This is a genomic window from Bradyrhizobium sp. T-12 (assembly GCF_058314695.1).
This window is the reverse complement of record NZ_JBZFQJ010000002.1, coordinates 304,239-316,798: the sequence shown is the minus strand read 5'-3', so window position 1 is coordinate 316,798 and position 12,560 is coordinate 304,239. Positions and strand designations below refer to the sequence as shown.

The 12,560-nt window shown below is 57.5% G+C and carries 10 protein-coding genes and 5 pseudogenes; 6 read left to right on the top strand and 9 right to left on the bottom strand.

All coding sequences use genetic code 11. From position 1 onward, the window contains the following. The first annotated feature begins 102 nt into the window (after positions 1 to 102). Positions 103 to 1,378, top strand: a pseudogene (locus tag AC0WRY_RS35775) (DUF2130 domain-containing protein). A gap of 416 nt (positions 1,379 to 1,794) precedes the next feature. Here AC0WRY_RS35775 and AC0WRY_RS35770 read toward each other — a convergent pair. Next, positions 1,795 to 3,117 (bottom strand): annotated as a pseudogene (locus tag AC0WRY_RS35770) (AAA family ATPase). Positions 3,118 to 3,128: 11 nt separating this feature from the next. Here AC0WRY_RS35770 and AC0WRY_RS35765 point away from each other — a divergent pair. After that, positions 3,129 to 3,471: pseudogene (locus tag AC0WRY_RS35765) on the top strand (transposase); the annotation flags it as partial. Here AC0WRY_RS35765 and AC0WRY_RS35760 read toward each other — a convergent pair. The 7 genes and pseudogenes from AC0WRY_RS35760 to AC0WRY_RS35730 all read right to left on the bottom strand — a co-directional run bounded on the left by AC0WRY_RS35760 (position 3,381) and on the right by AC0WRY_RS35730 (position 9,380). After that, a complete protein-coding gene (locus AC0WRY_RS35760) occupies positions 3,381 to 3,776 on the bottom strand; it encodes an AAA family ATPase (RefSeq protein WP_164935606.1) in 396 nt (131 codons plus the stop codon). The pseudogene AC0WRY_RS35765 and the gene AC0WRY_RS35760 overlap by 91 nt on opposite strands. Before the next feature lie 129 nt (positions 3,777 to 3,905). Further along, positions 3,906 to 4,652 (bottom strand): restriction endonuclease, encoded by a 747-nt coding sequence (locus tag AC0WRY_RS35755; RefSeq protein WP_128929596.1) that lies wholly within the window; start codon positions 4,650 to 4,652, stop codon positions 3,906 to 3,908. A gap of 51 nt (positions 4,653 to 4,703) precedes the next feature. Continuing rightward, positions 4,704 to 5,710 (bottom strand): annotated as a pseudogene (locus AC0WRY_RS35750) (nucleotidyl transferase AbiEii/AbiGii toxin family protein). Beyond that, entirely contained in the window at positions 5,703 to 6,302 is a 600-nt protein-coding gene (locus AC0WRY_RS35745; RefSeq protein WP_128955174.1) for a DUF6088 family protein, read from the bottom strand. Before AC0WRY_RS35745 ends, AC0WRY_RS35750 begins: the two are co-directional and overlap by 8 nt. A gap of 179 nt (positions 6,303 to 6,481) precedes the next feature. After that, on the bottom strand, positions 6,482 to 6,898 hold the full coding sequence (locus AC0WRY_RS35740) for a hypothetical protein (protein ID WP_128929598.1): 417 nt from the start codon (positions 6,896 to 6,898) through the stop codon (positions 6,482 to 6,484). Between the two features lie 58 nt (positions 6,899 to 6,956). After that, entirely contained in the window at positions 6,957 to 8,150 is a 1,194-nt protein-coding gene (locus tag AC0WRY_RS35735; protein WP_128929599.1) for a Fic family protein, read from the bottom strand. A 405-nt stretch (positions 8,151 to 8,555) separates the two neighbouring features. Further along, the gene (locus AC0WRY_RS35730) at positions 8,556 to 9,380 is read right to left on the bottom strand and encodes a hypothetical protein (RefSeq protein ID WP_128929600.1); all 825 of its coding nucleotides are present in this window, start codon (positions 9,378 to 9,380) and stop codon (positions 8,556 to 8,558) included. A 56-nt stretch (positions 9,381 to 9,436) separates the two neighbouring features. Between AC0WRY_RS35730 and AC0WRY_RS35725 the strand changes: the two genes are divergently transcribed. Further along, positions 9,437 to 9,856: a GFA family protein gene (locus AC0WRY_RS35725; RefSeq protein ID WP_128929601.1), complete on the top strand. Its 420-nt coding sequence runs from the start codon at positions 9,437 to 9,439 to the stop codon at positions 9,854 to 9,856. Between the two features lie 52 nt (positions 9,857 to 9,908). Here AC0WRY_RS35725 and AC0WRY_RS35720 read toward each other — a convergent pair. Beyond that, a pseudogene (locus AC0WRY_RS35720) lies at positions 9,909 to 10,631 on the bottom strand (CBASS cGAMP synthase); the annotation flags it as partial. A gap of 313 nt (positions 10,632 to 10,944) precedes the next feature. Between AC0WRY_RS35720 and AC0WRY_RS35715 the strand changes: the two are divergent. The 3 genes from AC0WRY_RS35715 to AC0WRY_RS35705 all read left to right on the top strand — a co-directional run bounded on the left by AC0WRY_RS35715 (position 10,945) and on the right by AC0WRY_RS35705 (position 12,546). Beyond that, complete coding sequence (locus tag AC0WRY_RS35715; RefSeq protein WP_128929603.1) at positions 10,945 to 11,136, top strand: hypothetical protein; 192 nt, start codon at positions 10,945 to 10,947, stop codon at positions 11,134 to 11,136. A gap of 240 nt (positions 11,137 to 11,376) precedes the next feature. Further along, on the top strand, positions 11,377 to 11,634 hold the full coding sequence (locus AC0WRY_RS35710; protein ID WP_128929604.1) for a hypothetical protein: 258 nt from the start codon (positions 11,377 to 11,379) through the stop codon (positions 11,632 to 11,634). Positions 11,635 to 11,745: 111 nt separating this feature from the next. Then, entirely contained in the window at positions 11,746 to 12,546 is an 801-nt protein-coding gene (locus AC0WRY_RS35705) for an SAM-dependent methyltransferase (RefSeq protein ID WP_194408521.1), read from the top strand. Positions 12,547 to 12,560 lie beyond the last annotated feature (14 nt).

Here is a 12,560-nt window from a genome sequence, read left to right as displayed (position 1 = left end):
CCAAGGTCGAAATCGACGACGCGTATGTGGACATGAAGTCGAGCGACATCGCAATCACGCACAGATCATGTTGAATCCGGTTGCAACGATGATGGGGAATTCATGAGTTTCAAAGCAACCGGCGCTTCGCACGAGGCGACCCTACATTGCCCCAACTGCAATCACGAGATCCGTCTGACGGAGTCATTGGCCGCTCCCCTCCTCGCTGAAACCCGTCAGCGCTTTCAACAGCAGCTGGCCAGCAAAGATGCAGAGATGGAGCGTAAGACAGAGGCACTGCGGCTGGAACGCGAGCAGGTCGCTAAGGACCGCGAGCAAATCGAGGATCACGTTGCGAAGCGATTGACCGCCGAACGTGCCCAGTTGGTCGCGGCCGAAAGCAAGAAGGCGCGAGAGGCGGCCGCCGCCGAGCTGCAGGCGAAGGAAGCGGAAGCTGCGGAGCTGCGAGCCAACCTGCTTACCAACAACGCAAAGCTTGCCGAGGCCCAAAAACAGCAAGCCGAACTGATGCGACAGCAGCGCGCACTCGAAGAGGAAAAGCGCGAACTCGACCTGACAATAGAGAAGCGCGTGCAGGCCTCAATCAGCGAAATCCAGATCAAGGCCAGGCACGAAGCCGACGAGGCTGCGCGCTTGCGCGTTGCCGAGAAAGACCAGACCATCGAGTCGATGACGCGCACGATCGAGGAACTTAAGCGAAAGGCCGAGCAGGGATCACAGCAATCCCAAGGGGAAGTGCTCGAACTCGAGCTCGAAGATCTTCTGCGCGGACGCTTTCCGACAGATTCGATTGAGCCGGTGGGAAAAGGTGAGCTCGGGGCGGACGTAATTCAGCAAGTAAATGGTGCTATCGGCCAATCTGCCGGCATCATCCTTTGGGAAACTAAACGCACCAAGGCATGGAGTGACGTGTGGCTCGCCAAATTACGTGACGACCAGCGCCGTTCCGGCGCCGACGTCGCTCTGATCATCTCCCACGCGCTGCCGAAACAAATCGAGCAATTTGACCTCGTCGACGGCGTATGGGTGGCTCATCCGCGTTGCGCATTGCCGGTCGCCGTGGCGCTCCGCCAGGGTCTGATCGACGTGAGCAGCTCACGCCTCGTTCAGCAGGGCCAGCAGACCAAGATGGAGCAGGTCTATCACTACCTGACAGGCACGAAGTTTCGACAGCGGGTCGAAGCTGTCGTTGAGAAATTCAACGATATGCGCGAGGATCTCGACAAGGAGCGCAAGTTTATGGGCCGGCCAATGGGCCAAGCGGGAAACCCAAATCCTGGCCGTCATCGATTCGACCGTGGGCATGGTCGGCGACCTGCAGGCAATTGCCGGCAAGGCCATGCCGGAGATTCCCAGCCTAGATGCTCCGCTGTTGTAGAACGCTGTCGAGGCCGAACGGAAAACTGGGTGATCCGTCCCCTACCCTCTTTGCGCTGCATCCAGCGATTGGGCTCGATCGCCATTGATGGCGAATACTAAAGCGGAAAACGATCAGCTGTTGCGACGATAGATAAAGGTGACCGGCTTCAAACGGTCGTTCTCTGGCTTCCACGGACGCTGCAAGTCGATCTTTCCCCCTGATTTCTTGCGTCGGCCCAAGGTGATACCGTGAAGGACAAACAGCACGCAGTCGTGCAGTGGATTCTGCGCGTGCCCTTACTTCGTTCGCCGTCAGCACGATCTGCTCACCAGCCGTCGTGGTCTAGTCGGCCAGGCAACAAGGTCCTTGCCTCCGAACTGGACCACTTTAGCATAGCTGTGTTCTTTGCGCCGGGTTGGAACTGCGACAAGGGTTCATCGGCATAGTCGTTGCAGCCCAGCCAGATGGGTAGGGTCTACGGCCTCCATCATCGCGATCAAGGCCGCCGTGGCAGCCTTACTCTCCTCCAGCGTCATAGAGGAAAACCCGATTAGGTCATCGATGTTATCGGAGTGCGATTCCAGTTGCACGAGACGTTCCAGCGCGGCCAGGCGCTCGCCGTCGAGCGTAGCATGATCTTTTCGCAACTGGCCCATCTTCGAAGCGAAACCTGCACTTCCCGGGCACCGGAACGCTAAGAAAACGTCGAGCACTCGCCGAAGTACATTCGGCATCATGTAGGCGTATTCGTAGTCTGGATCTGCGCTGGCGTTGAACTTCAGGACGTGATCCACCAAGTAGTGGTATTCAGACTCATCCTCACGGAGCAGCTTTGACATCTCAACAATAGCTGTTGAGCGTCCGTCCAGCCCTTTTGGAATTTTGACATCTAAAAACAGGAGGCTTGCCGTAGGCGGGGTCGCTTCGTTGCGAGGTTTGTGGAAACCCTTCCAGGCTTTCTTGAACTCGTTCATGCAGTTTTGGTTGTGTGTCAAAACGAACACCTGAGCTGCATTCCCAAGCCGACTTAAAAGAAGGGAACACGCTTAGTTCAACGCTCTGCTGTCCAGGCTAGAAATCGGATCATCCACGACGAGGATACGGTCCTTGATCGAACGCCCTTCAGCCTCAAGCCTTGAAAGGAAATAGCAGAGTGCGATCGCCGTCTTCTCCCCTTCGCTAGGACTGCTGTCTATCGGCCTACCGCGACGGTGGATTTCATAGCCTTTTTCTACGCTTGCAATAGAAAGTTCCTTGTGGCCAAGGTAGGCCTCGATCAAGCGATTGATTTTCTCCGCAGCCTGACCGTGCTCTTTGATCCGAGATCGCAAGTCCGTGGCTTGCTCTTGAAGTTGATTGTAACTGAGCGTCCTAGCATCAACGTCCGTTTTGGCTTCGCTCACCGCGTCGCACGCGTTCTGAAACTCCTGGGATTTGTCAGCCAAATGGTGGCGCCTCAGAGCAAGACGGGCTTCATCCTGCCGTTGGGTGAATTGCGCGAAGGTCTCGTTGTGCTGCTTGATGGCAGCGTTGAGCGTGCCCACCCAGGCGTTTACCAAGCCCAACGTCACGGCGATCGTCTCGTCGTCGTTCCACGCCAGTTCCCGTAGCGCAATTGTCGGTCGGGCTAACTTTGCGTCGATGGCGGCAACCGCCGGACTGAGAACTGTCTCGACCGCTTCTAGCAGGCTGCTGAAAAAGTCGTTTCGTGAGGCGGCTGGAGTGTGATTCTGTGCATGCGGTTGATTCCTTTCGATTGAGGAACGGGATGCGCGGCGAAGATGAGCATGCGGAACGCCTTTTTAGCTACGTGCGGCTGGAGACCCGGATCCCGGCGGACCATCCGCTGCGAGCGATCCGGGAACTCGTTGATGCGGCGCTGAAGGATTTGTCGCGGTCGTTTGATCGGCTGTATGCCCGCGAAGGACGGCCATCGATCCCTCCGGAGCGGCTGTTGCGAGCGCTGTTGCTGCAGGCGTTCTACACGGTGCGGTCGGAACGGCATGATGGAGCAGCTTGACTACAACCTGCTGTTTCGCTGGTTCGTCGGCTTGTCTGCGGACGATTCGGTGTGGGACGCGACCGTGTTCTGCAAGAACCGCGATCGGCTTCCCTGCCGCAGCTCTGTTGAGACTGTACGAGCATGCGCACGCTTGAAGTTTGCTAGCTGTTGCTCCTTTGCGCGAAAGAGCGCTTCTGCCGCGATCTTGCGTTCGTTGGCAACCGGTAGCGCTGCCTCCTTCTTTGCAAGCTCGGCGGCTAACTCGGCCTGTTCTCGGCCGATGTAGAAGACGGGTTTGGCCCGACCAGCCGACCATTGCAGATTCAGGTCGATGAAATCTTCATTGAAGACTGCAAGGCGATTGCTCAAGCTATTGCCCGCACCCGCCTTTACCGTCGTTCCTTCGCTTGTCACAAACTCGAACTCGCAACCAGCGGGTACCCGCAGCTATACCCGCTACATGCGTGTCGCTAAGCTGAAGTCGGTCTGATCAGTCGGAGACCGACACTGCTTCAACTGTTCGACAGATGGTTCAATGCTGGCTTACTTGTTGCGATCTCTGACCGCGCGGAATTTCGCAATCGCCGCTTCTCCATGGTGAAGTGTGGCGTCGAGAAGATCGCGATAACCCACGGCGCTCATGATATCCGTGGGAAGCCCCTTATACTTCTCGGTGGGATCGGGAATATTCTTGAGCGGCAGCGGTGGATAACTGCTATGGCGGAGAATCCTCGAATAAGTAGCCATCGACATCGCGAACCAGCCGAGGGGATCGAGCTCATCCTTCAATTGAAGATATTCGTTTTGATCGGCCTCAGGCCAATGGGGAAACGAGGGCGGCAGGAACGGCTCGGAAAAGCCCATCAGCGGATCGAGCTTCGCTGTGATCACCGGAGTGAAACAATTTTCGAGCCAACTCGGCTCGAACGCGTTCTGAAACTGATCCCAGGTGACCAACTCGACATTTGTCATCTGCGCGGCATCGCGGGCTCCCGACTGAAAGCCCGAACTCGAGATGATGTAGCCCTTGTGGGCGCCGACATCCGTCATCACGCTGCGAAAGGAATGAACCACGGTTTGGGGAACGGCGGCCCTCCAATGCTTGCACCCACAAAGGATGATGTATTTTCGTCCTTTCAGAGTTTCCTCGGCATAGACGTCGATTTCCGCTTGGCCACGAACAAGCTTCACCTTTTTTTCGATTTCGACGGCAAACCCGCATTCCGCCAAGATGCGTGCGGACTGTTCCTGAAGATCTTGCCAGCTTGAGGGGGTTCTCGATGTGATCATGCGAAAGGCGATTGAATGAACATAGCCGACGATGGACAGGGCGGCGGCGCATCAATGTCGCTCGTTGGCACGCTTCTGCAAATCTGCGCAGCGCATCATCAGACCGGCAAAAGGCATGGCGTCGCCGAGAAGCAAACCGGCATCGACCATCTTCTGATAGTCGGCCTCAAGTTCTTTGCGCATTTCACCGTCAGGGACGAGCTGGAGTTTGCCGGAAACGGCGGCATGATAGTCAATCACGTTGCCGTCCCGATCTTTTGTGCGAAAGAATTTGCTTTTCCAGTCGGCGACTTCGTTTGCGAGATCCTGATCGTCGAATGCAGCCTTGGCATAGCCAGCATCATCAAGCTTCACAAGGTCATGCCAATGGCGGGAGATGCGATCGCCTTTGATGCCTTGGGCGCAAAGGACGTGGACGGCGGTGGCTTTCTCCCAGAAGGTGCGCTGAGGCAGCATGATCTTGGGCGCCGCTGCCGAAAACGATAATTCCGGCAGATAAGATGCTGCGTCGCATGTGACCTGGCGTATCTCGGCCGGCTCGCCGGTTGATCGAGCACCGAATTCGAGTTTGACGGACGGCGCTACATATTCGGAACCTTCGGAGACTTGGTGATAGTCGATATAGATCACATCCGCATCGACGCGGAATTTTACATTCACACCCGTCGCCGCGGCATGTTGCTGTAGAACCGGCAGGGCTTCATCTTTGACCCACACGACTAACTTTTCGCGCGCAGCCTTCGTCCATTTGTCGGCTTGGGCGCGTGTCTCGGGTATCGGGTGATCGCCTTTGGCGAGTTCGGGAATGATCTGACGAACGTCGTAGGTGAGATCGATATCTTCGGAGAAGCGCTGGATGATGCCATAACCTTTTGAGAGCGAGGTGCCGCCCTTGAAAACGAGATGTTCGCCGAGCTTCGTTTCAAACAGGCCCTGCAAGGCCCATACGACCCAACTATCTTTTTCAAGCAAATGAATGGGTCGGCTGAGGCGGTGGCAGCAACGCCAAGTGCCTCAAGCCGATCTTCGGCAGAAAACGTCAGAAAGGATTCAGCCATAGCTTAGCAGCGATTGGCTGATCGATTTTGACATCCACGCAGGCAGAGCGGGGCGCACGGCGATGAGGTCTTGCAACGTTTCCGCCGACAATTTCTGCTTAAGGACCCGCAGCGCATCGTTCGCTTGCCGTTTGCCGAGCCATTCCAAGGCGCGAATGGCTTGCCCGGCAGCCGGCTTTGCCGGAAACAGCATCCATTCTGGCGCATGCTTCACCTCAACGGTTTGTGCGCCGAGCTTAAGCTCCCGGTCAGGACCAGACGTCAGATAGACGAGTTTCGTTGGCACCTGGGTCGTAAGACCAAGTGCGTTTGCAGCTGCTGCCCCGTGCGGGACGATTGTTTCGGCACGCGTGGCAGCGAGCGCTTGGACGACTTTCTCCGCTTGCGGTGCGCGTACACCGAACCGGGTTTTGACCGGCAGGACGTAGAACCCATGAGCAAGGCGCATCAGCTCGTTGCGCTCAGAAAGCCTTTTCAGAGCTTGATCGACCGCTGCACGGCTCCCCAAATGCAAAGCATCCTTAGCACCAATCAAGGCGCCTTCGGGCAATGTTCGGGCATATTCCAGAATGCGCTCAGCTACGGTCTGCATGCCCCTCCTCCTATCTGTCAGAAATAGATAGTGATTTCTGACAGCCTGCAATACTTAGCATGCTTGCCAAGCAAAATCAGCAGGTTAGCTGCTAAATTCATCAAGCAGGTAGGTCGAAACACGCTGGATTTTGTTCCCGAGCGGGCTGATGGATCGCACGCCCGCACCCTAAGATAGTGTCATGAGGAATCCGTCACGCAAGCTAATTCACCGAGGTTCCGATGACCCGAATTGATCGTTACTCGCTGGCTGTCGTGCCGCTCGAACAGCTCTTCAATGAAGAGAGCCTGGACATTGCCATGGGTTTTATTTGGAGCCGAAACGGACGTTTCTATTTGGTCACGAATTGGCACGTCATCACATGCCGGCGATTTCCGACTGGCGAAAACTTGCATAGCCAAGGCGCGCGGCCGAACAGGTTGCGCGTCTTGTTCAATCTGGGATTTCAGCAATTTGGAAAGCAGGAGCACCTGATAACGATACGTGACGACGACTCTCGCCCTTGCTGGCTGATCCACCCGAACCGGAATGTCGATGTCGCTGTGAGGGGGCAGTTTTCCATGGCGCGCGACATGTTTCCTGCGCTCCCGCGGCATTACGGGTGTCTGGGCGCGCTCAGGGGCGTAACGAGTCTCCTACCACTCACTCCCGCAATCACGTTTCCGGGAACAATCGCGGAAACAGCACATCCAAGGCCTCAACCGGAAAGCGGAGCGATACCGCGCCCTTGGGCGTGTCTGATCCGAGCACGCCGTCGGCAAGCACGTCAGCAAGCACGCGACGCGCGGTGCGCTCAGGCAAACCCGTTATCCGGGCGACGTCACCACGCTCGAACTGCCCGCGAACCAGCGCCTCTTCGAGGAGGCGCTTTGCTTCTGGCTTGAGCGTGTCGCTGCGTTCGACATAGGTGTTTAAGCGCGAGCCTAGGTTATCAAGCTCAAACAGCCCGTCCATGAACTTCACCTGATCAAGACAGACCTGGAGAAACCATAGAACAAACTCGTTGAGCGCCTTCAGCGAAAGATTGCCCCGTCCGTCGAGGTCTCCCTGTCGTGACGAGTCCGCCATATCCATCATGCGCTTGTACTCGCTCGGCGATTTGAGGCCTCGGGCGAGGCCGCGCGAAATCGACCATAACCCGTGTGAACCGATGCCGGCCAGCTGGGCCATAGCGTGGCTCATCAAGCGGCTAACGCGGCCGTTTCCGTCAGGAAACGGATGGATGTAGTTGAAGCGGTGATGCGCCGCAGGGATCGCCATGATTCGGCCGGCTGTTTTCAGCGGCCTGAAGGCGTAGCGTTGCTCGAAATAGCGCATAAAGTCGTCAACACGCTCGCTAGATGGCGGAACGTGACGGCCTATCGCAACATCATGCTCAGGCTTCGACCGCCATTCGCCGGGCACCATCATAAAGGTCGTGTCGTTGCCGCGGATTTGGAGCATATCGCCCGGCGCCCCTCGATAGAATTCACGATGCAACCACTTGATAAACTCCACTGAGGCCGGCTCACCGAGCTCGCTGTCGGCGGTAAGGCGATCGATCTCCGTCTGCACGCGTACATGTGCCGCGGCCTCCAGCTGAAGGTTGCGACGGCCCTCGTCTTGGTCAAGCTCCCCCTCGAGCGCGCGAGCAATGTCCTTTGGCCGCGTGTTATGGCCCTCGATGAGGTTGCTGTAGTAGGTGTTCATCAGCCGCACCAAGTTGGCAAGGTTCGCAGCTGTGCGCTGATGAAGCCCGACACCGAGCCTGGCCGAGGCTGCCGACAGGTCGGCAACCACATCCGCGATGGCCTCGGACGTTTCCTCAAGCCGCGCCGGCTCAATGCGCTGGGGTGTTTCTATCGCCATTGGCCGATCTTATCGCAAATTAACTAGCTGATTTTACGCATGAATTTCCAAATTACAACCGAATTTGGCCCATTTATTGGCCGATCTCCGATTGCGCTTTCGTGACCGCTGGAACTTTCATTCAAGGCATTGACTTTAAAGCATATTTTAGACCTTTAACGTTTCGATTGGCCGGTATTTTGGCCGGTCCTGCGATCTCTACATGAAAGGTTCTTCATAGGCAGTCCTCTCACCCAACGGCCCTCCTCGCTGGCCGGTACATACATATGCCTCGCCGCCCACTACGAAAAATACCAGTCCCGACGTACTGGGATGTTTATAATCTTCGCGCGACATATTCGGCAAACTCGCGCGCCGTGACGTGCGGATAGCGGCCATGACGGCGAGTGCTGCGCTGCGGCGTTCCTACCCGAGTTCGTGCATCGGCCACGGTCTTGGGCAAACGCCTGCGTGGCGCTGACCGATGACGGTAAGGAGGCCAAGTAAAGCGCTGCCGCAGACATCACGTTCGCCGATTTGAAGCGAGCCGGCGTCCGCTGGGGCCGCACTTGGGTCGATGCCCGCGTTACTGTCGTTCGAACCACTGTTGCTCCCCCGAGCGGTTACTCGCGCCCAGAAGAACACGTCGTCGAGGTAGTTCAACGGCAATATCTCGGAGAGTGTCACCCGGTCTCCGGGCTTCAATTGGACGCGCGCGGGCGAGTAGTAGGCGGATCCAGACTCGACGACCGGACAATCGGATCGGAGGTTGACTGCGATATCCGGGGAAAGCCTCGTGCCCATCAAGAATCCACGCTTATCTGCGTCGAGGAGTATCTGCAGAGTACTCAATCCGAAAGGCATGTCGGGCGTATTTTTGGCGAGCCGAGCCGAACGTTTTCCGAGAAAGACGCACCCTGAAACCGCGATTTCGATAGCATCTACGGCCGTGCTCGTCGGCCTGGTTCCGCCGAGCTCGGCCATGCTCGGAATGGCTTTTCGCGCGATCGGTGACGCGGTCGGACCGCTGAGGATCGATGCGAAGCGCGTCACCGGAATTGCGATGCCTTGCGTCGCGCTGCCCGGCTGGTTGGTCGCTTCGATCATAAGTCCGATCACCCGGCCATCCGAATCCAGCACCGGCGAACCGCTGTCCGATCGGACGTAGTCGCCGGACAAAGTTATCTTGTCGGCGGTCTCATCGAGAACGCGCGCGGCCTGGGCCGTCGCTTTCGCACTCTCCTCGCGCAACTAATCTGCTAGCCTAGTGCTTTGCAGTGAGTCTCGGACGACGATGGGGAATTACTATGGTCTACGCAAGGTGCAACTGTGGTGCAGTCATGCTCTCGCTCCCGGAAGAACCGTCCAAGATAGTCGTTGCTTGTCACTGCATCGACTGTCAACGTCGAACAGGTGCGCCGTTCGGCGTGGGAGCATATTACCCCGCGGAGGTTGTTACCGTCTCAGGAACTTCAAAAGAGTTCGCACATGCCGCTGCAAGCGGCGGGGAAATGCATAACTATTTTTGTCCGCAGTGCGGATCAACGGTCTATTGGAAAGTCACCAGCTTGCCTTCGATGATCGGTGTTGCAGTCGGCGCGATGGCAAATCCAAAGTACCCAGCTCCCGGCATATCGGTTTTTGAGAAATCGAAACACGACTGGGTTCAAATTGAGGGTGCCGTAAAGCACTTTCGGGAAAACTACCACCCGGAAAATTCAGGCTGAAATCTCGCCCCGCGCCGACGAGGTGATTGACGCGTCGAACTTGCGGTCCGAGGTCGGCCACCGCCTGCTTAAACCAATCTTCGAGCAGACGAGGGTCGGATTCGATCCACTTGCCTTCCCGAAGAGCGAGCCGGAGTTCGTCCTGATTGAGGCGCTCGTATATCTCGTCATCGAGCGTCTCTGCATCAAGAAACAGCGCGCTGTCAGCCCGCTTGGTCAATGCGGCGTCCTCGGCCAGCCGAACGAACTCCTGATCCGGGATCGCGTACAGCGGAAGGTCGATGTAAGCTTTGCTGTCGAGGACGACGCGGACGCATTTTTTGGCTCGTCTATCCAACGTCCATTTTCGTTTTTCGCAGAGCGGCGCAAGGACCGTCTCGACCAACCGGTAGTAACCTGCGGCCGCGATCACGGGGTTTCCCGTCTTGGCGAGAAACGAGACCGGAAGGTAAACGCCATCGTCGTAATCAATCTGCTGCGGCGGATGTGCCGGATCATTGAGCGTGCGATACGCGGGCGAGGCACTACCCTGCATACGGAACTTCAGACGCAATCGAGGTTCGGTCGCGCCCTTCCGAACGGCAGTCGTTTCCATAACCAAACTACGATCCGCGAAGCGTTGCCAATCCGAAAATCCAGCCTTAAGCGTCTCTCGGATCTCGTCACGTGCCTTGCGGAGCTTTCCCTCGCGCGGCTCCGGTACCGTGAGCCGGGCGAGATAGTCGTTCTCGGTCGCCGCGTCAGTGAATGCGCGATGCAAGTTGAGTAGAGCCATTATCACCCCCAAATCGAGCGGAATATCAACAAAATGTGGTGGGCTGCTGCCCAGACACGAGAGGTGACGTGAACAAATAGGGTCCCGCCGGAACGCGCCTTCTTTCCCAGTTAAAAATGCGAGAGGATTCGGTCTTCCGGTGGGCAAGCCGTGGTTTGTAACAAAACTTCAAAAAAATATAAGTGATTTCAATACGATCTGGCAGAGAGAGTGGGACTCACCCCCTTTCGGGGTCGCGGACCCCTTGTTTACAAGCCTAACCTTCATTTTCAGGGGTTCTTGTACGGCCGGTCCCACACCGAGGTGCTCCACCATGTCGAATTTCAAGATGCCCAAGCCGATCAAGCGACCGACCTCCGAGAACTACTGGATCCGCAAGAAGGTGCCCCTGGTCGGCAAGACCGAGCTCTGGGCCACTCTGGGGACCAAGGACGAACGCCAGGGCCAACATCAAGATCGGCGCCGTCAACGTGGCCATCGAGGCTCAATGGGCCCGCCTGCGTGACGGGGCTGCCCGGGCGGCGAACTCGACCGAGGTAAGTGGCGACCCGCGCCAAGCTCAAGAAGCCTCTGTTCTACGATCCGGAACGTCGTCGCGGCGGAACGGTCAGGGCATCCTCAATTCCACAAGCTCGCGGAGCGGATCGGCGAATGGGTTCACGGTCCCGGAATCAACATACCCTACGACGTGAAGCCCAACCACGGCTGGCGCCATCTGTTCAAGAGCGTGGCGAGGCACGTCAAGATGGACCGCGAGGTCGAAGGCTTCATCACCGGCCACCGTCCCAAGGACTCGAACGCGGGCAACGACTACGGAGACTGCTGGATCGAGACGATAGCGGCCGAGATCGAGAAGTACCCGCGCTACGACATCGCCGCTCTTGATCATCCCCCGGTGCCGCACAAGCGCCGCGGGCGGACCAACTTCGACGTCGCGATCGCGAAGGTGGCGAAGGAAGGGCGCAAGGCAGCACGCGCGAGCCGGAACTCTGGTGCTGGCTAGGCGACAGAGGAGAGCGGGTGGATGGGGCAAGCGGAATTCGCTTCCCAATTTCCGGATTTCTCCGGGCAGGAGTAGCGGATAGTGAAGGAACTGGGGTAAAAACGACCTGTGATGTCGCAAAGCTGTCCACCTTCGCCGGAGTACCCGCCGATCAAGACCGCCGATCTCTACCTCATCGGATGCGGAATCCTGCCTGCGCGAGACGTCACTTTGGAAGCGCTCTCGATCCTGCGTCAGGTGGTCTCATATACGACGCTGCCAAGCCCCAATCTCCGGTCGTTTCTCGAAAGCAACGGGCTTGATTTCGTCAACATCGAGCACCTCTACGAAAAAGGGAAAGAGCGAGCGAAGATTTACGCAGATGTCGCCGCCCATATTTTCGAAAAGGCGACCAGGGAGCGTCCGGTCGCGTATTTGACCTACGGGCATCCGATGTATCTCGACGAGCCCGTTCGTTTGATGATAGCCGGCGCACCGGCAAGAGGTCTGCGGACGCACGTCGTACCAGGTGTCTCATTCGTCGATTCCATCATCGCACGATTGCCGCTTGTGGTCGGCCCGGCCGGCTTCCAGGTCATCTCGGCCGATCCCTTGGTCGAAGGCACAGCCTCGATCAATCCGTGGCGATCGACCCTCGTCGCGCAAATCGGCAGCTTTCGGATCCCCACCGCAGACGGCGAGCAGGCATTGGCTCCCGCATTGCTGGCACCATTGATGGAGCGGCTGCTCGAGCAGTATCCCGCCGACCACCGCATAACTTTTTGCGACCTCGATGAGAGCGGCGCGGAGCCGCTGTTTCTGACCGTTCCGCTTTGCGCTTGGAGCCTGGCGGCGGATGGGGTAAATTACGCGACGACAATCTACATTCCGCCGATCGACCCCGCCAATGGCGGTCGCGAGAACGGCTTTTGAAACGGGACGTTTGC